This window comes from Staphylococcus intermedius NCTC 11048 (assembly GCF_002902385.1).
In the GTDB taxonomy this organism is placed as follows: Bacteria; Bacillota; Bacilli; order Staphylococcales; family Staphylococcaceae; genus Staphylococcus; species Staphylococcus intermedius.
Genome location: NZ_PPQH01000008.1, coordinates 1 through 18,855 on the forward strand (window position 1 = coordinate 1; position 18,855 = coordinate 18,855).

At 38.9% G+C, this 18,855-nt stretch carries 16 protein-coding genes and 1 pseudogene; 13 read left to right on the forward strand and 4 right to left on the reverse strand.

The genetic code is table 11. The features are described from left to right. Positions 1 to 208 precede the first annotated feature (208 nt). The 5 genes from CD138_RS01865 to CD138_RS01885 all read left to right on the forward strand — a co-directional run bounded on the left by CD138_RS01865 (position 209) and on the right by CD138_RS01885 (position 5,555). Complete coding sequence (locus tag CD138_RS01865; protein WP_019169526.1) at positions 209 to 1,393, forward strand: MFS transporter; 1,185 nt, start codon at positions 209 to 211, stop codon at positions 1,391 to 1,393. A 239-nt stretch (positions 1,394 to 1,632) separates the two neighbouring features. Next, positions 1,633 to 2,898 carry a pyruvate MFS transporter gene (locus CD138_RS01870; RefSeq protein WP_019169527.1) on the forward strand — a complete coding sequence of 422 codons (1,266 nt, stop codon included), beginning with the start codon at positions 1,633 to 1,635 and terminating at the stop codon, positions 2,896 to 2,898. 197 nt (positions 2,899 to 3,095) lie between these two features. Beyond that, the gene (srtA, locus tag CD138_RS01875) at positions 3,096 to 3,692 is read left to right on the forward strand and encodes a class A sortase SrtA (protein WP_019169528.1); all 597 of its coding nucleotides are present in this window, start codon (positions 3,096 to 3,098) and stop codon (positions 3,690 to 3,692) included. 179 nt (positions 3,693 to 3,871) lie between these two features. Continuing rightward, positions 3,872 to 5,017: a glycerate kinase gene (locus CD138_RS01880; protein ID WP_019169529.1), complete on the forward strand. Its 1,146-nt coding sequence runs from the start codon at positions 3,872 to 3,874 to the stop codon at positions 5,015 to 5,017. A gap of 4 nt (positions 5,018 to 5,021) precedes the next feature. After that, the gene (locus CD138_RS01885) at positions 5,022 to 5,555 is read left to right on the forward strand and encodes a hypothetical protein (protein WP_019169530.1); all 534 of its coding nucleotides are present in this window, start codon (positions 5,022 to 5,024) and stop codon (positions 5,553 to 5,555) included. 58 nt (positions 5,556 to 5,613) lie between these two features. Here CD138_RS01885 and scdA read toward each other — a convergent pair whose 3' ends face one another. Further along, positions 5,614 to 6,288 carry an iron-sulfur cluster repair di-iron protein ScdA gene (gene scdA / locus CD138_RS01890; RefSeq protein ID WP_019169531.1) on the reverse strand — a complete coding sequence of 225 codons (675 nt, stop codon included), beginning with the start codon at positions 6,286 to 6,288 and terminating at the stop codon, positions 5,614 to 5,616. A gap of 578 nt (positions 6,289 to 6,866) precedes the next feature. On the opposite strand from scdA, the gene CD138_RS01895 reads away from it, so the two are divergent. The 8 genes and pseudogenes from CD138_RS01895 (at position 6,867) to CD138_RS01930 (ending at position 15,508) form a co-directional block, all read left to right on the forward strand. After that, a complete protein-coding gene (locus tag CD138_RS01895) occupies positions 6,867 to 7,946 on the forward strand; it encodes a Glu/Leu/Phe/Val family dehydrogenase (RefSeq protein WP_019169532.1) in 1,080 nt (359 codons plus the stop codon). A 285-nt stretch (positions 7,947 to 8,231) separates the two neighbouring features. Then, entirely contained in the window at positions 8,232 to 9,302 is a 1,071-nt protein-coding gene (locus CD138_RS01900; RefSeq protein WP_019169533.1) for a PTS sugar transporter subunit IIC, read from the forward strand. A gap of 318 nt (positions 9,303 to 9,620) precedes the next feature. Further along, the gene (gene pflB / locus CD138_RS01905) at positions 9,621 to 11,870 is read left to right on the forward strand and encodes a formate C-acetyltransferase (protein ID WP_019169534.1); all 2,250 of its coding nucleotides are present in this window, start codon (positions 9,621 to 9,623) and stop codon (positions 11,868 to 11,870) included. A gap of 58 nt (positions 11,871 to 11,928) precedes the next feature. Continuing rightward, positions 11,929 to 12,690, forward strand: a complete 762-nt coding sequence (gene pflA, locus CD138_RS01910; protein ID WP_019169535.1) for a pyruvate formate-lyase-activating protein — start codon at positions 11,929 to 11,931, stop codon at positions 12,688 to 12,690. 190 nt (positions 12,691 to 12,880) lie between these two features. Then, positions 12,881 to 13,540: an SDR family oxidoreductase gene (locus tag CD138_RS01915; RefSeq protein ID WP_019169536.1), complete on the forward strand. Its 660-nt coding sequence runs from the start codon at positions 12,881 to 12,883 to the stop codon at positions 13,538 to 13,540. Between the two features lie 242 nt (positions 13,541 to 13,782). Further along, positions 13,783 to 13,890, forward strand: a pseudogene (locus CD138_RS14610) (ABC transporter permease); the annotation flags it as partial. 115 nt (positions 13,891 to 14,005) lie between these two features. Beyond that, entirely contained in the window at positions 14,006 to 15,172 is a 1,167-nt protein-coding gene (locus CD138_RS01925; protein ID WP_019169538.1) for a Rho termination factor N-terminal domain-containing protein, read from the forward strand. A gap of 78 nt (positions 15,173 to 15,250) precedes the next feature. Further along, a complete protein-coding gene (locus CD138_RS01930; protein ID WP_019169539.1) occupies positions 15,251 to 15,508 on the forward strand; it encodes a hypothetical protein in 258 nt (85 codons plus the stop codon). A gap of 528 nt (positions 15,509 to 16,036) precedes the next feature. Here the strand turns inward: CD138_RS01930 and sdaAA are convergent. Genes sdaAA through CD138_RS01945 form a run of 3 tightly spaced genes read right to left on the reverse strand, consistent with a single transcriptional unit; the run spans position 16,037 to position 18,675 of the window. Then, positions 16,037 to 16,936, reverse strand: a complete 900-nt coding sequence (gene sdaAA / locus CD138_RS01935) for an L-serine ammonia-lyase, iron-sulfur-dependent, subunit alpha (RefSeq protein ID WP_019169541.1) — start codon at positions 16,934 to 16,936, stop codon at positions 16,037 to 16,039. Between the two features lie 15 nt (positions 16,937 to 16,951). Continuing rightward, complete coding sequence (sdaAB, locus tag CD138_RS01940) at positions 16,952 to 17,629, reverse strand: L-serine ammonia-lyase, iron-sulfur-dependent subunit beta (protein WP_019169542.1); 678 nt, start codon at positions 17,627 to 17,629, stop codon at positions 16,952 to 16,954. 14 nt (positions 17,630 to 17,643) lie between these two features. Continuing rightward, a complete protein-coding gene (locus CD138_RS01945) occupies positions 17,644 to 18,675 on the reverse strand; it encodes a PTS sugar transporter subunit IIC (RefSeq protein WP_019169543.1) in 1,032 nt (343 codons plus the stop codon). Positions 18,676 to 18,855 lie beyond the last annotated feature (180 nt).

Here is an 18,855-nt window from a genome sequence, read left to right on the forward strand (position 1 = left end):
TTTCAACTCTATTAAACCATATAATTTTATAGAAGTTAAACGAACCTGTTTATGCGCATATGGCCAACAATGAATAGACACTACCATATGAATTTAAAGGATACATTTAAATTTTGAAAATGAGACGCTTGATTTTATGACCTCAGAGGGATATAATGTCAACATTATTAGTTAGCTTAGCATACTAAATAAAGAGAGGGGGATTTGAGTGCACAATCAAGAGCATTCAGCGTTTATTAAAAATTATATATACAATTTTTTAGTGAGCTTTTTTGTCTATTTGGCTATGTATTTACTCATTGTCGTCATTGCGCAATATGCCATTCAACGTTATGACGTGTCTACAGGTGTCGCAGGATTGATTACTGGTATTTTTATCGTCGGTGCGTTGATAGGGCGTTTCGTAGGCGGGCGCTATATTCACGAAGTCGGTCCTAAGCGGTTATTGATCATTGGATTGGTGTTGTTCATGATCACGCAATGTTTTTATTTCATCGAAGGCAGTCTCATTTTCTTATTTATCACGCGCTTTCTAAATGGCATAGCACTTGCGATTGCGACAACTGCGACAGGAACGATTGTGCCGCTGATCGCGCCCGTTGACCGTCGTGGTGTCGCGATCAGTTTATTCAGTTTAAGTCTTGTCATTGGTGCTGCAATAGGTCCGTTTTTAGGCTTATATTTAGCTGAGATTTATCCGACATTCGTACTATTTACAGTCTGTCTCATTGTTGCGGTGTTCGCATTCGTGTTTGCATTGTTTTTAAGAGTCAATGTCAAAATGGCTGAACAACAATCAGAACATCATGGCTTCCACATTTCGCAATTCATTTCAGTACCAGCGATTCCTATTGCTATCGTTGTATTAATTTGTGGTTTAGGTTATGCATCGGTCTTATCATTTTTACAACTCTATGCTGCAGAAATAGATTTAGCAACAGTAGCCAGTTACTACTTTATCTTTTATGCGATGACTTCAGTTTTAACACGTCCATTTGTAGGGCGCATTTTGGATCGATTCCATGAAAATTGGATTGCGTATCCTGCACTCATCATATTTGGGGGAGGCATTTTAATTTTAGCCATGGCACATAGTGGATGGGCATTGTTATTGTCTGGTGCGTTAGTCGGCATCGGTTACGGTAGCATGACGGCTGTCGGTAATGTTGTGGCGGTCAAAGTGTCACGGGCCGATCAAGTCGGTCTTGCAACGTCCACATTTTTCATCGGATTAGATGTTGGTGTTGGTTTTGGTCCGGCACTACTTGGTGTGATTTTACCTGTTATCGGTTATCGTGCGATGTATTTAGCGATTGGTATCATTTTATTCCTATGTGTGATTTTATATGCTTTCATTCACGGTCGTCGTCATCCATCAAAAGTGGCACAATAGTTGTGATGCATAGTAAATATTCGAAAAATAATCAAGTCGTCTTTTAAACAAATGGCTTAATCTCTTGTGATGATGGAGAATTAAGCCATTTTTGTTAATTAAAGTGTAATTTACTAAAGAATTTTCTAAAAACGTTCAAAAAATGTTCAAAATTATATTGTAACCGCTTTCTTCATGTGGTATATTCAGATAGCTACATGAAAGGTCATCAGATGACCAAATGAAAGAGGGGAAAAATTATGAGTCAAAAGAGAACAAATGTCCGCTGGCTATTTGCGGGTCTATTTTTCTTAATTGGTGTAATCGCCTATATGGACCGCTCTAATATTTCTTATATTGCGGTACCGATGATGGAAGATTTACATCTTACAAAAGCACAGTTCGGATTGCTTGGATCATTTTTCTCATTAGGTTATGCGCTGATGCAAGTACCATCAGGGTTTTTAGCTGAGAAATACGGTCCTAAAAAGATGATTACGATTGCATTAGTATGGTGGAGTGCATTTACAATCTTTACAGGTATGGTTAAAAATCACGGTTTAATCTTCTTCGTCCGTTTTCTATTCGGTGTAGGGGAATCGCCAATGTTTCCATCCAACGCTGTATTCAATACATATTGGTTCAGCAAACATGAAAAAGGTCGTGCAGCGAGTGCATTATTAGCAGGTTCTTATTTTGGTCCTGTACTTGCGCCAATTGTAACTGTTACGATCTCGAATGCATTTGGTTGGCAAGCGGTATTTTATATTTTTGGTGTGATTGGCTTCTTAATTGCAATTTTATGGGCAATTATTGCGAAAGACTTACCAGAACATCATAAAATGGTCAATGAAGCGGAGAAACACTTCATTATGGAAAATCGTGATGTGGTGAAAACGCAAAAATCAACACCACCATGGGGCACATTTTTCTCACGCTTTAGTTTCTATGCAATTGCCATTCAATATTTCGTAGTACAATTCGTTATTACACTATTTTTATATTGGTATCCAACGTATTTAATGGAGCAATTCCATGTGGACCGAGATACGATGAGTAAAATCGCAGGGATTCCTTGGTTAGTGATGTTCGTGTTCATTTTAAGTGGCGGTACAATTTCAGATAAAATTTTAAGCAGTGGTAAATCACGTTTTGCGGCTCGTGGTATTATCGCGATTGTGGGCTTTGCGATTTTCGGTATTTCACTTAACTTCGCAGTGACTTCAGATTCATTAGTGAAAAATATTGTTTGGATGTCACTTTGTTTAAGTAGTATCGGTTTAGCAATGGTGATGAGCTGGGCTTCAGCAGCCGACTTAGGACGTAACTATTCGGGTACAGTTTCCGGATGGATGAACTTATGGGGCAATATCGGTGCGGTATTGAGTCCGATTTTTGCAGGTTACCTTGCAGAAATGATCGGCTGGATTCCAACATTACGCTCAATGCTCGTTTTAGTAGTCGTTGCGATTGTATTATGGTTCTTTGTTAAACCAGACCAACCATTAATTAAAGACGAAGCATAAATCGTAGGAAATAGAACTGGGAAAATTAATGTCCCAGTTCTTATGTTTTTATGAGCTGACATCGATTTATGATAATAAAACAGCCAAAAAAGAGGGCGGATTGTACTTTATGGGTGATATCCATTGCTTTTTTGATAGTGAGATGCCAATTCATGATATAATAAGTAACATAATACTATCGTGAAAGAGGTCAGTTGATGCAAAAATTAACACGTTGGTTGGTGCCGCTTATCGGTGTCGCATTGATTTTAGGAGGCGTATATTTAGTTTTTAAGCCTAAAATAGATGCATATTTGACCAATAAAGAAAATGAACAAAAAATTGAAGCGTATGAAAAGAGTCAACAAAAAGCTGAGTCAAAAGTGCCTGAGATTCCAAAAGACCCATCGAAAGTGGTCGGTGTCTTAGAAGTACCATCAGTCGGTATTAAAGAAGCAGTGTATCCTGGTCCAGCGACACCTGAACAATTGGAACGCGGTGTCAGCTTTGCAGAAAAGGATGAATCATTGAAAGACCAAAATATTGCCATTGCCGGTCATACGAATTATAGTCTGAACTATCAATTTACAGAGTTACACAAGGCAAAAAAGGGTGCTGAAGTCACTTTTAAAGTCGGCAAAGAAACGCGTAAATACAAGATTACATCTATCACGGATGTCAATCCATCTCAAGTCGAAGTGTTAGATGAAATGAATAAAGATAAAGATCAACTCACACTGATTACTTGTGATGATTACGATGAGAAAACAGGTCAGTGGCTCACACGTAAGATTTATGTTGCAGAACGTGTATAGCTGGTAGATGTATATTTAAGAGAAAGGTGATGTCTTAGCGCATGTGCGAGACATGGCCTTTTTATTTTGCTCAAAAGGCATAAAAGTCATCATATTGTTGAAAACGGTTTCCACCTGCCTTTGAATTCTTATCGTTCGCCATGTAATATGAGAGTAAACATATATAAGGAGGTTATCCGATGCACATACTTATTGCGCCTGACTCATTTAAAGAATCCATGACAGCGATGCAAGCTGCTGAAGCAATCGAACAAGGTTGGCGTGACGTGGCAGGTGATACGACAACGTTCCATAAAATCCCTATGGCAGATGGTGGAGAGGGGACAACACAGTCTTTGCACGATGCACTAAGCGGTGAATGGCGAACGATAACTGTCCAAGATCCTTTAGGTCGCACGATTTCAGCGACATATAGTCTTGCGAATGAAGGACAAACCGCCATCATTGAAATGGCGGCTGCTTCTGGATTGGATTTAGTTAAGCCAGAGGAACGGAACCCGCTCGTGACGTCCACATATGGGACCGGACAAATGTTGCGAGATGCACTGGATCAAGGTGTTTCGCATATTATTTTAGGCATCGGAGGCAGTGCAACAAATGATGGCGGTGCAGGTCTACTTCAAGCGATAGGGGTTCAACTCTTAGATGCGAATGGTCAGTCTATTTCGCGAGGGGGTCAAGGTTTAGCGCAATTAACACACATTGATTTGTCGCAATTGGATCCACGATTGTCTCATGTACAGTTAGAAGTCGCTTGTGATGTTGATAATCCATTACTAGGGCCAAATGGGGCTACTACGGTTTACAGTCAGCAGAAGGGAGCGACTGAGCAAGATCAGGTTATTTTAGAGGATGCTTTGACACAATTTCATACTGTGATTGTACGAGATTTAAGACGACAAGTGGCTAACATCCCAGGTGCAGGTGCTGCAGGGGGATTAGGTGCAGGTTTGTTGGCGTGTCTCCCTGTCGAACTGAAACGCGGTATTGATATTGTGTTGTCCGTCACGCATTTTGACCACCACGTACAACAAGCCGATCTTGTCATTACAGGGGAAGGCGCGATTGATGGACAAACCGTGTATGGTAAAACACCTGTGGGCGTCGCCAAGGCAGCGAAAAGATATGGTAAACCTGTCATCGCGATTGCTGGTAAATTGGGTGCAGGGTATGAAGCGGTTGAAAAACATGGGATTGATGCAGTATACAGTATGTCAACAGGACCGATGTCATTAGAACAAGCCATCAATCATGGGCCGATGTACTTAAAACAGTGGGCATACCATATGGCAAAGTTTTATCAACTTATTAAAGAGAAGAGGTAAAGCAATGCAAAAATTTCATTACAAAGAACATTTTTGGGATGTTACAGAAAAAATCATGCCTGTTTTCAATGACAAAGAAGAACAAGTGTATCAACTGAAGTTAGGACGCGGCCAACAACGCTTTAAACTGCGGTTGTTCAGCAGTTATTTATGGCAAGAATATGAAATTCAAGATGGAGAAAACCGCTTGTACTTAACCCGTGACAAAGGATTTCTCGGTTGGTTTTTGCCGAAGTGGAAAGTGTATCAAAACGAGCAGTATATGGGCCATTTCCGTGTGAATCACCTTTTGCCAACCCGCTTCTACTATGACACAGCGGAAGGCGATCGCTTTAAGTTTAAATTTCATTTTTTTACATACAATGCTGAAGTGTGGAATGAATCGGCACGTGATGTGATGTCTGTCGATGCTTCAATTTTTAAATTAAAGCCTGAATATCGTATTGAGATTCGCGAAAGTATTCAAAATCCAGCATTGTGGATATTGCTATTTCAAGCGGGACAAGAATATATGTCAATTGCAAAAAAAAGTCACTGAAACGATAAAGGTCTCAGTGACAGGATACTTAAACGGGTTGATGATGCCTTTTGAATCGTCAACCTGATACTTTAGGAAAGAGTACGTGATTTTCTAAGTGGACATGCGCATGTGTTTCTCGTTCTAAATGTGCGATTCGGTCGTAAACAAGACGCCAAGTGCCGCATGCTTCAGCTGGAGGTTGAAAATCGTGAGTCAATTCACGCATCTGTTGGAGTAATGCGCCTGCACCATCATGATCATCGACGAGAGATTGAACAACGGCATCGATATCCTCAACATCCTCACCATTTGCGGCACGTACCAATTGAGGGAATGCGATTTGGTCTTCTTCGTCTGTATGTGTTAACATCGCTGATTTAAATTCATCATATGTTGATTTTAATGTCATTAAATCCGGATGGTTGGGGCCATGTACGCGTGAGAGTTTTGTGACATAGGGTGTCAATTGCTTGAACTCTTCTCTTAACGTGTCGTGATAGCGTGCTTGTATATATTGAATTAATGAAGGAACAGATAAATATTGTGGTTGCATCCCTTCACCTTGTTGTTGACTTGCACTTTCTAATTCCTGAAGTAGTGGTACGAGAGACAATTTTGGCTTGCTTGAGACAGCTTCTTCAATGGATATTTGTCCACCACAGCAAAAATCGATACCGTGTTTTCGGAAAACGTCAGCTGTTTTAGGGTAACGTGTAACGATATCAGCCACTTTATCTTGGGTCGCAATCATACTAAAACTTCCTTTCGTCTTTGAATACATTCATTGTATGCTTATTGTGAAAAAATGAACATTAGGGAAAAGGATGAGTTTAAATAGAAAAAGGGCTATATTTTGCAGAATTATCTCCTTATCTCAAAAAAATAAGAATGACAATTAATGTAAAGTTTTGATAAGCAAAATAAAATGAGTCATCATATAAATGAGCAACTTGTAGCGTCGTCACAACAATGAAATATCATGAGAATCTTGAAGCATTTAAACCAACTTATTGCTATAACGATAAAAAAGTGTGTTGGTGTGAATGCACGGTCAAATTTGTAACGAATGATAAAAATGAATACCAAAAATATCTTGATCATGCAAATGTATAATGATACAAAAAATTCCAAATGTGTTATAATTCAAAATTGGAACCGCTTACAATCGTGTATCGTATTAGCTGAAGGGGTCAAAGAAAAGCAAATGTGATATATTGGATAATGTAGAGTGGGACGGATATCTCACTTAAATTAGATAGATAAGACGTTCCATTCTGATAACGTGTGGTTTCATAAACGGGAAATGTGAAACACAAAGGAGGAATGGCAATGATTTTCGAAAAAATGGCACAAGCTGATTACGAGCAGTTAGTTTTTTGCCACGACGAAACAACAGGTTTAAAAGCAATCATTTGTATTCATGACACAACTTTAGGTCCAGCGTTAGGTGGTTGTCGTTTTTGGAATTACGAAAGTGAAGAAGATGCGATAGTCGACGTGATGCGTTTAGCTAAAGGAATGACATATAAAAATGCAGCAGCCGGCCTTAATTTAGGGGGCGCAAAAACAGTTGTGATCGGTAATCCGAAAACAGATAAATCTGAAGCATTCTTTAGAGCACTCGGTCGCTACATCAATAGTTTAGATGGCCGTTATATTACTGCTGAGGATGTAGGTACGACGGTAGAAGACATGGATTTCATTCGTTTAGAAACGCCTTATGTCACAGGTGTGAGTGAGTCTTACGGTTCAAGTGGTAACCCTAGTCCTATGACGGCATTAGGTGTTTACTATGCGATGAAACGTACAGCGAAAGAAGCGTTTGGTTCTGACAGTTTAGACGGGAAAACTGTTGCTGTACAAGGTGTAGGCAATGTTGCATATCATTTGTGTAAATACTTACACGAAGAAGGCGCGAAACTCATCGTGACAGACATCAATGAAGAAGCCGTGCAACGTGCAGTGAATGATTTTAACGCAGAAGCGGTAGGCATTAATGATATTTATCACGTGGATGCTGACATTTTTGCGCCATGTGCACTCGGCGGTATTTTAAATGATTTAACGATTCCGGAGCTTAAAGTGAAAATGGTGTGCGGTAGTGCCAATAACCAATTGTTAGAAGAAGACAAGCATGGTCAAATGTTAGAAGCACGTGGCATTATTTATGCACCAGACTTTGTGGTGAATAGTGGCGGTGTAATCAATGTTGCCGATGAATTATACGGTCAATATCATCGAGAACGTGCTGAAAAGAAAGTGAAAAATATTTACGAGCAAATGGATAAAATTTTCACCATCGCAAAAGAAGAAGGTATTTTACCATTACAAGCAGCCGAACATTTAGCAGAAACACGAATTGATACGATGATGCGCGTACATAGTAAATATTCAGCAACACAAAAATAAGCATCATATGATAGGAGAGGCATAGGACACTTTATTGTATCCATGCTTCTTTTTATTTTCTTAAAAAATGATTTGATAGAAAAATAAAAGACACATTAAATTGCGAATATTTGAAAAAATGGTATTGATAAATAATCTTTGTTCGGTTACGCTTACACTATTGTGGTACGAAGCCCATTTGAATAAGCGTGTAATACTGAGAAAGTTAAATGAACGGCGTACCTTGAGTAACATTTGAATCTTTTTCTCTTCAAATGTAATTATAAAAATAAGGTGGTAAAGGAAATGGAAGCAGCAGAGCAAAGAATGTCATTTAAAACATTTATGTTCAAAGTATTAAACGGTTTAGCCATTGCAATTGTTGCAGGTCTTATCCCGAATGCAGTGTTAGGCGGATTGTTTAAATATTTAAGCCAATACGCAGATATTTTTGCAACAATGAATCAAGTTGTACTCGGTGTACAATTCGCATTACCTATTATGGTTGGTGTACTCATCGCGTTACAATTTAATTTGAATCCAATGGCAACAGCGTTAGTTGGCGCAGCAGCATTTGTCGGTTCGGGTGCAGCAAAAGTGACGCCAACAGGTTGGCAACTGGTCGGTATTGGTGATTTAATCAATACGATGATTACAGCATCTATTGCGGTACTCCTCGTCATGTGGATAGGCAACCGCTTAGGCAGTTTGAACGTGATTTTATTACCTATTATCGTAGGTGGTGGCGCAGGATTGATCGGGGTTTGGACATTGCCTTATGTCAGCAAAATTACATTAGCTATCGGTAGTTTAGTGAATACATTTACAACGTTACAACCTGTATTGATGGGCGTTTTAATTGCAGTTCTATTTTCATTCATTATTGTTTCTCCAATTTCAACCATCGCTGTTGGCCTAGCGATTGGTATTTCAGGTTTAGCGGCAGGATCAGCAGCCATTGGTGTGGCCGTTGCAGCGATTGTTCTTTTCATAGGCACATTACGTGTGAATAAAATTGGTGTGCCTATCGCGATTTTATTAGGTGGCATGAAAATGATGATTCCTAATATTATTCGCTATCCGATTTTATTATTACCAATTGGCATTACAGCGGCTGTGACAGGTGCAGCTGGGGCATTATTCGGTATTTCAGGTGTAAAAGAAACAGCAGGATTTGGTATTGTTGGTTTAGTAGGCCCAATTAAAGCACTAGAATTAATGGACGGCAGCAGTATGACCAACTTACTGATTGTCCTCGCAGTATTTTTCGTGATTCCATTAGTTGTTGGTTTTATTGTCGATTATGTCTTATGGAAAGTGCTAAAAGTGTATGATTCTGAAATTTACAGATTTACTGCAACAGAAGAAAATAAATAATCACATTGAAAGTGTCATTTTGTTGAAAGATACAAAATGACGCTTTTTTATTTTGTATGTTCATTGATGTCTGAAGCAGTAGAAACTTTAAATATGCATACCTAGGTGAACACTGTTTAAATCAATAGGAAATAGCTATCAATATGCGAACAACAAAAAAGTTCTTTTTAAAATTTTTATAAATTGTGACAAATTATTATACAAAATAAAGCGAAATAGTGACATTTTGTAAAACGCTTTCAATTTCAAGTGATTATATTCACAATTTTTGATATACTCATTGTGAAAAGATGAACAAACCTAATTGGAGGTAAAAACATGATTAAAGACACTCAAGTAAAACATAATGCATGGGAAGGTTTTAAAACTGGACGTTGGACACGCAACGTGGATGTTCGTGAGTTTATACAATTAAATTTCACAGGCTATCAAGGCGACGACAGTTTTTTAGCTGGCCCAACTGAAGCGACGACGAAATTGTGGGATCAAGTGATGGCGTTATCGAAAGAAGAGCGTGAACGTGGCGGCATTTGGGATATGGATACAAAAGTGCCATCTACTATTTTATCTCATGATGCAGGTTACTTGGATGAATCATTAGAACAAATTGTTGGTGTACAAACTGACAAACCATTCAAACGTTCGATGCAACCATTTGGCGGTATCCGTATGGCAAAAGCGGCGTGTGAAGCATACGGTTATGAATTAGATAAAGAAACAGAGCACATTTTTACAGAGTATCGTAAAACGCATAACCAAGGTGTATTTGATGCATATTCAAAAGAAATGTTAGCTTGTCGTAAAGCAGGGATTATTACAGGTTTACCAGATGCTTACGGACGTGGTCGTATTATTGGGGACTATCGTCGTGTTGCATTGTATGGTATCGATTTCTTAATGGCAGAAAAACAAAGAGACTTCAATGACTTATCATCAACTATGACTGAAGATGTGATTCGTCTACGTGAAGAAGTGTCAGAGCAATATCGTTCATTAAAAGAATTAAAACAACTCGGTGAACGTTACGGTTTTGATTTAAGCCGTCCAGCTGAAAACTTTAAAGAAGCGGTACAATGGTTATACCTTGCTTATCTTGCTGCGATTAAAGAACAAAACGGAGCCGCAATGAGCCTTGGCCGTACATCAACATTCTTAGACATTTATGCAGAACGTGATTTACAAGCAGGTACGATTACTGAAACTGAAGTACAAGAAATCATTGACCACTTCATCATGAAATTACGTTTAGTGAAATTTGCGCGTACACCTGACTACAACGCATTATTCTCAGGTGACCCGACTTGGGTAACAGAATCTATTGGTGGTGTGGGTATTGACGGACGCCCAATGGTAACGAAAAACTCATTCCGTTTCTTACACTCACTTGACAACTTAGGACCAGCACCAGAACCAAACTTGACAGTATTATGGTCAACACGTTTACCAGAAAACTTCAAACGTTACTGTACGAAAATGAGTATTAAAACAAGCTCAATTCAGTACGAAAATGATGACTTAATGCGTGAAAGCTACGGCGATGATTACGGTATTGCATGTTGTGTATCTGCAATGCGTATCGGTAAACAAATGCAATTCTTTGGTGCACGTGCAAACTTAGCAAAAACATTATTGTATGCGATTAACGGTGGTAAAGATGAAAAATCAGGTGCTCAAATTGCGCCAAACTTCGCACCAATTCAATCTGAAATTTTAGATTATGACGAAGTATACCGCCAATTTGATGAAATGATGGAATGGTTAGCAGGCGTTTACATCAACTCATTAAATGTCATTCACTACATGCATGATAAATACAGCTACGAACGTATCGAAATGGCACTTCATGATACAGATGTGCACCGTACAATGGCAACAGGTATTGCAGGATTGTCTGTGGCAGCGGACTCACTTTCTGCGATTAAATACGGTCAAGTGCGTACAATTCGCGATGAAAATGGACTCGTTGTTGACTTTGAAACAACAGGTGACTATCCAAAATATGGTAACAACGACCCACGTGTAGATGACATCGCAGTTCAGTTGGTTGAAAGCTTCATGAGAAAATTACGTAAACATCAAACATACCGTGACTCTGAACATACGATGAGCGTACTCACAATCACTTCAAATGTTGTTTACGGTAAGAAAACAGGTAACACACCAGATGGACGTAAAGCAGGCGAACCATTTGCGCCAGGTGCGAACCCAATGCACGGACGTGATGATCACGGTGCACTTGCATCATTATCATCAGTGTCTAAATTACCTTATGACTGCTGTAAAGACGGTATTTCTAACACATTTAGTATCGTTCCAAAATCATTAGGTAAAGAAGAAGCAACACAAGAACAAAACTTAGTGAGCATTTTAGATGGCTATGCATTACAACACGGTCATCATTTGAACATCAACGTCTTTAACAGAGAAACATTACTTGATGCCATGGAACATCCAGAAGAGTATCCACAACTTACAGTACGTGTATCAGGTTATGCAGTAAACTTTATTAAATTAACACGTGAACAACAACTCGACGTCATTTCTCGTACATTCCACGAATCAATGTAACGTGCAAGTGATGTAACACTAAAAGATTTTATTAGAGATGATTAAATGGGGGAGAACGATGATTAAAGGACACATTCATTCAATAGAAAGCTTAGGTACGGTCGATGGGCCAGGCTTACGCTACATTATCTTTACACAAGGTTGCTTACTGAGATGTCTCTATTGTCATAATCCAGATACTTGGAAAATCAATGAACCTTCTCGTACAGCGACAGCAGATGAACTCGTGAATGAAATCGTTCCGTATCTCCCTTACTTTCAGGCATCAGGAGGGGGCGTCACAATCAGCGGTGGCGAGCCTCTCTTGCAAATGCCTTTTATCGAAGAACTGTTTGAAAAGCTTCACGCACAAGGGATTCATACGTGCATCGATACCTCACTTGGCTGTGCAAACGATACGGAAGCTTTTAAAAAACATTTCGATCAAGTTTTAGCACATACTGACTTATTGATGGTAGACATTAAGCATATTGATAATGAAAAGCATCAACAATTAACCGGAAAACCTAATACTCATATACTCAAATACATCCAATATCTAGCAGACCAAGGCCAACCGATATGGATTCGCCATGTGCTTGTACCAGGTCTCACTGACGCCCCCGAAGACTTGAAAGCACTTGGCACATTTATCAATCAACTTGGCAATGTTGAGAAATTCGAAATTTTACCTTATCACCAACTCGGTGTGCATAAATGGGAGGCCTTAGGTGTACCGTATGCATTGAATGATGTTGAACCCCCGACAGATGAAGATGTAGAACGTGCATACGGTTATGTGAATTTTACAGGTGTAACCCCTCTAACATCTGTAAAGTAGATATGGATTGTGCAAGAATGACATGATTCTATTTTCGCTATGAATTGAGATTTTGACTTTAAATGATATTGAAAAGATGGCTGGGATACAATGTGATGTTGTGTCTCAGTTTCTTTTTTGTGTTTTGAAAGGCGCTGAGAGGGAATAGTAATGATTAATCACATATGAAAGAGAAAGAGGAGGATGTCGGATGACACGAACTTTAATTTTAGGCGCGAATGGTGGCGTAGGACAACATCTTGTGAAGCAAATGCATGCACAAGGTGAAGATTTTACTGCGGCAGTCAGAAAAGAAGACCAAAAAACAGCGCTAGAAGCACAAGGGATTGCTGCAACATTGATTGATTTAGAAGCAGCAACGATTGATGATTTGACAGAAGTGTTCAAATCGTATAACCAAGTAATTTTTTCGGTAGGTTCTGGTGGTAGTACAGGTGCAGACAAAACGATTATTGTTGATTTGGATGGTGCAGTGAAAGCGATTAAAGCAAGTGAAGCGGCCAACATCGAGCACTTCATTATGGTTTCAACGTATGACTCTCGACGTGAAGCATTTGACGCGAGCGGTGACTTAAAGCCATATACAATCGCGAAGCATTATGCGGATGATTATTTGAGACATAGTCAATTAACCGCAACCATTGTACATCCAGGTGCATTAACGAACAATCAAGGGACAGGAAAAGTGAATGTTGCTGAATTGTTTGAACAACCTGATGTGCGTCAAATTCCACGTGAAGATGTGGCAGCTGTCTTATATGAAGTGGCTACAAATGCAGACCATCGTGGCAAAGAATTTCAGGTGTTAACGGGTGATAACGAAATTTCAGAAGCATTATCATCTCTATAACGATATGACATCAATCAAGGTACGTGCGAAGACCTCAAAATTCAAAGTCTTCCCACGTATCTTTTTTATGTTCTTATTTACCATTATCACTTATGTCATTCTCCTAGTCCTGTCAATGCTCACTTAAAAAGTACAAACTGTTCTCAATACGATTTAACGAGTTTGTCATGTGATTACCATACCTTCCTTTTACAGTCGTGTTGAATACGATATTGAAATCGTTACCTTAGTAAGCTCAGTTTCCTTGGATTTGGATGCCACCTGCACTCATTATTACAGTGACGATTTTATGTATTAACCTTATCGGCAAGGGGTTGAAAGACGCACTCAATCCAAAATCAAAAAGGTAAAAATTTGTAACGTATAGAAAAGAACACAAATCATATCAGTCATTATAAGGAATAATTTCACAATTCATGTATTTACGGATACAATAATGATAACGAAATGACATGAGTAGGTGAAATGATGAGATACAGTGATGAAGAATTTGAAGAATTTTTTTCTAACTTAACTGAAGATGAACGAGACGAATTACTTCATGAAGTGATTGCACTGACATTAGGAGAAGCGGATGAAGAAAGAAGTATTGTTGCGCTATTAGATCATTACACCATTGAAGATATTAAGAAGTTATGTAAACAGTATGGTATCACAGGATATTCTGGCTTGAATAAATCAGAGTTGCTTATGCATTTCATTACACATTTAGTGACACCAAAGTATATTCGAGAAAGTGTTGAACACATTAGTCGGGCGCATCAACTTCTGCTCGTATTGACACAACAAATGACTGAAATCGGCATTCCTTTCGAAACGACGATGGAAGTGCCTCAATCATTTTTGATGTATAAACCGAGACGGATGATTGATGACACGGGTGAAATTTTGATTCCTCATGAGATTGATACGAAAATGAAAGAAGCGGTTCAAACAGATGAGACTTTGAAAGAACTATCTGACCTGTATCGATTATTGATTGCGAGTGTAGAATTATACGGCTCACTCCCGTTAGAACAGCTCCAAGTCGTTTACCAAAAATATATGGATCAAACTTTAACATTGGACGCATTGAAAGACTGGCTTGATTTAGTAGAAGAAGTGAATCCTGATTTCAAAAATTATGTAGTTGAAGATGGAAACATTACACATATAGATTTTCAATTCGATCAGCCAGATATGCTAGAAATTGCGTCAAAGGGCACATATTATTTGCCTGAAACAAAAGAAGAGATGCTGATATATAGCGAACGAGTTTATGGGATTGACCCCGAGCAATGTGATCGTGTCATTGAATGGGTAAAAGACCATTTTATCGAAAATGACTACATGGATTTTATAGAACGCAACTTAATGGCTGAAGAACTTGGAACAGAATTACTATTACAGTTAAAACATTTAAGTGAGGCTCATGATTTTATGCCAGTGCTTGAAGCATTGATTGAAGAAGAGGTATTAGATGAAGATGCCTTTCCAACTGGTTTGGACCTCTTTGATGAAATGTTGAATCATATGAGAAGGTGGTTATATTTAGGTCATACATCAGAAGAATTTAAGAATATTTTAAATCATTCAGGCGAAAAGTATGAAAATGTGATAGACTTTCATCAATATCAACAACGTAAAAAGTAACTGTTGATTCAGTGTTCATGTCATGAGTAACGTATAAAGAGAAACTAACGACTGTTACGAACAAAGGGGATGAGTTCGATGCTGAAAAAATTGATGCTATTATTTTTTGGAATGGTTATCTCAACAACCATTGCAGAAACCTTTTTGATTGCGGGCACATGGCAATATTTGTTAATGCAGTCTTTATCACTCACTTTTATTTTGTTTTTCATCTATCACTTTGTTGTTTTCCAATTACGGGAAAAACGACAAACAGACCGTCATCAAGAACGTCAAGTTATCATTAAAGAAGAACCAGAAGATGAAAGTGTAAAGAAACGCTTAGTTCGTAAATAAATTGAATCACAATAAAGCGGTTGGTGGGATATCTCATCAGCCGTTTTTTGAATTGACATATTTTAACCAAATTATCCCCATTGATAACCTTTTTAAAATTCCACAATTGCTACCATGGACTCGCGTTCTAAAGGATTGATACTCAAGAATTTTGACCATTAGTTAAGTTGTTTTTTTGAAGATAGTTAATGAATGAAAGTAAACTTATGAAATGAAGCAAACGCAAAGTATCCATTTTTTATCTTCAATATAAAGATGCTTTGATTGATGTAGATACAAATACGCCATACAACACTTCTGTTTCTTTTTTAATCCGAGATGTTCATGAATGGATTGCAAATCTGGACGAGACTCCTGAGGCGAGGCGCCTAGGAACGCGAGTCCAAGATAGCAATCCATAGCGAAAACAAGGAAATGTAACATGCAAGTGCATCAACCCGAAATGTTCACATCAATGACGATTCCCATCAAAAAACTCGAAGTGAAGATGACACCTGTCATCTCACCTCGAGCTTTTTCAATCACATATTAGGAGAACACTTCGGATCGTTTGGAATCACCGAAAATTTTTGCTTTAATCGCTTCACCTGTTGGCGTACCCGCAAGACCGCCTAAACCTGTCTCACGTAATGAAGCAGGAAGGTTACGGCCCACTTTATCCATAGCCTCTATCACTTCATCTACTGGAATACGACTTTCCACACCAGCAAGGGCAAGGTCTGCGGATATCAAACCATTGCCTGAACCTATCGCATTTCTCATCACGCAAGGAATTTCTACTAATCCTGCAACAGGGTCACACACTAAGCCAAGTAAGTTGCTAATACTGATTGCAAGGGCATGCCCGGCTTGTTCGGGCGTACCACCGAATGTTTGAACAGCAGCGGCGGCAGCCATAGCGGATGCTGAACCGACTTCTGCTTGACATCCTCCTGTTGCACCTGCGACTGAAGCATTATTTGCGATCACCATACCGCATATCGAGGCTGCAAATAGAAATTCGAGCATTTGGTCATTCGTTAAGTCGTGTGATTTTTCGAGTTTAAAGAGTATCCCTGGAATGGTACCTGAAGAACCGGCAGTTGGTGTCGCGCAAATAATTCCCATTGCTGCGTTCACTTCATTAGTTGCTATCGCGCCTTCAACAGCTGCAATCATATCAAATCCAGAAAGGGCTTGATGGTTTTTGTTGTATTCATGAACTTTAATCGCGTCTTGCCCCGTATAACCCGTGACACTTTTTACGCCTTTACCTGTCGTTCCTTTTTCAACAGCTTCGCGCATTGTGTCAAGGTTTTGCTGCATCATAGCCATGACTTCTTCGCGTGTCATACCACGTGTGTCCATTTCATGTTTAATCATAATTTCTGAAAAAGTCGTTTCATGTTCTGTGGCATAATCGATCAATGCTTTCATTGTATCAAACATGGGAGTCCCTCCAATTTATTCAATATATGAAAAGTTTAAAAACGCATATTTTTCTTTGATGGCTGACAGTAGTTCACTTTTAATCGGTTTATTTAAATGTAAAGCAAGTAAGCAATGCCCTTTTGACATCGTCTTAATTTCTTCGTTAATGTCGACTTCATGCTCAATTAAATCGTTAATGAGATGATTGACTTCAGCAATTTTACATTCTCCATCAATCACAAGAATAGGGGGCGTATGTGTCATCAAAATACACATTTGGTTAACGTGAATACTTTTTACTTTGAATGCACCGCCACCGATTGAAATACCATTCAGTTCGACATGACGATCACCGTGATCAATTTCGATGACTGCACAATTCGGATGTTCGCCTAAACTTGAACCGGATGTTTCGATAAATTCAAAGTCGATACCTTCACTTTTCGCAATTTTTGTAGATGTTTTAATACGCGCATCAAATGTACTAAAACCTAAAAGTCCACCGATAATCGCTAAGTCTGTGCCGTGCCCTTTATGTGTTTCTGCAAATGATTCGTAATAGTTCACAACGATTTTCTCTGGCGTATCACCAAGGACAGCACGGGCTGCCTGACCGATTTTCACTGCACCTGCAGTATGTGAACTCGATGGCCCCATCATGACTGGACCGATAATATCAAACGCACTTTGGTAATCTTTTGTACGTGCCATAAATAATCCGCTCCTTAATGAGTTTGTTGTTTGACTTGAGGCATGTTAATGTCAAGAGATGGCCGTTTCTTACTGATGAATGTGCCGATAAAAAAGCTGAGTATCATACTGATAATTGCTACGACGACAATGGTAATCACTGTAGGAACCACTTCATTAAAGCCCAGTGCTACAATCGGTCCAGCGATAGGTGTTGCCATACCAGGTTGGTTCACAACGATGCCCATATAAGTAATAAATAAACCGTTCACCATACCGACAATGGCATTCGTACCGTATAACTGTATCGGATATTTTGCGATTGTATCAATTTGCGTTAATGGTTCGACAGCCACTGCAAAGGCTTTTCCTGCGTTACCAATTCTTAATTTTCTAAACATCACAAAGTTGACAAATGAGCTGCCCATACAGCCGAGTGCCCCAATAGCCATTGGAATACCAGTCAAACCTAATAAACTTGTAAATACCATTGAGCTTAACGGTGTCATACCTACGACAGGCACAATCGCACCAATAACGAGTGCAAGCGCATATGGATTGTTGTCACCTACAGCTGTGATGGCTGTACCAATTTGTTTAAGTACTGCAGTAACACTCGGTGACACGATTGACGCAATACCGTATGCGATGGCAGGAGATAATAAGATAACGACAATCAGGTCTAATCCTTCAGGTACATATTTTTCAAGTTGTTTAATGCCGAAAGCCACAAAGTATGCAGCAATAAAAGCGGGTAAAAGTTTAAAGTCAAAAAGTACAAGGCCAGTTAAAACAGCAAATACAGGACTAATACCGAACTTTAAACAAGTGAGGATCCCCACTGCAACGCCACTTAAGCTCCCAGCGATATCGCCTAATTGAATAAAGTATTGTGAATGAAACACACCACCAATGGCGTATTTTAAAAATGCTTCTGGCAAGAATGAAGCACAAGCAGCACCTGATAAAGCTTGTAAACTGACTTTTCCATTCGGGGCAAATTTTAAGAATAAAGTCATTGCAAGTAAAACAACGAGTAATGTCCCGATTCCCAAAATGAAATCCATGTGAGTTCCTTCTCTCTTTTGTTTTTGTCAGATAGCTATCCAAACAAGACCCATTCTAAGAAGATTATTTTTGTTATGCAAGCCCTTACATTGCCGTTTTATTGCGCCTTTTTAGTTAAAATATATATTAAGAAATAAAAATATAAAGATTGTGAAATTATATAGTATATTAACTAGTGA

Coding starts and splice junctions, on each gene's coding strand:
- CD138_RS01870 (WP_019169527.1), top strand. CDS start 1,633: ATGAGTCAAAAGAGAACAAATGTCCGCTGGCTATTTGCGGGTCTATTT.
- srtA (WP_019169528.1), top strand. CDS start 3,096: ATGCAAAAATTAACACGTTGGTTGGTGCCGCTTATCGGTGTCGCATTG.
- CD138_RS01880 (WP_019169529.1), top strand. CDS start 3,872: ATGCACATACTTATTGCGCCTGACTCATTTAAAGAATCCATGACAGCG.
- CD138_RS01885 (WP_019169530.1), top strand. CDS start 5,022: ATGCAAAAATTTCATTACAAAGAACATTTTTGGGATGTTACAGAAAAA.
- scdA (WP_019169531.1), bottom strand. CDS start 6,288: ATGATTGCGACCCAAGATAAAGTGGCTGATATCGTTACACGTTACCCT.
- CD138_RS01895 (WP_019169532.1), top strand. CDS start 6,867: ATGATTTTCGAAAAAATGGCACAAGCTGATTACGAGCAGTTAGTTTTT.
- CD138_RS01900 (WP_019169533.1), top strand. CDS start 8,232: ATGGAAGCAGCAGAGCAAAGAATGTCATTTAAAACATTTATGTTCAAA.
- pflB (WP_019169534.1), top strand. CDS start 9,621: ATGATTAAAGACACTCAAGTAAAACATAATGCATGGGAAGGTTTTAAA.
- pflA (WP_019169535.1), top strand. CDS start 11,929: ATGATTAAAGGACACATTCATTCAATAGAAAGCTTAGGTACGGTCGAT.
- CD138_RS01915 (WP_019169536.1), top strand. CDS start 12,881: ATGACACGAACTTTAATTTTAGGCGCGAATGGTGGCGTAGGACAACAT.
- CD138_RS01925 (WP_019169538.1), top strand. CDS start 14,006: ATGATGAGATACAGTGATGAAGAATTTGAAGAATTTTTTTCTAACTTA.
- CD138_RS01930 (WP_019169539.1), top strand. CDS start 15,251: ATGCTGAAAAAATTGATGCTATTATTTTTTGGAATGGTTATCTCAACA.
- sdaAA (WP_019169541.1), bottom strand. CDS start 16,936: ATGTTTGATACAATGAAAGCATTGATCGATTATGCCACAGAACATGAA.
- sdaAB (WP_019169542.1), bottom strand. CDS start 17,629: ATGGCACGTACAAAAGATTACCAAAGTGCGTTTGATATTATCGGTCCA.
- CD138_RS01945 (WP_019169543.1), bottom strand. CDS start 18,675: ATGGATTTCATTTTGGGAATCGGGACATTACTCGTTGTTTTACTTGCA.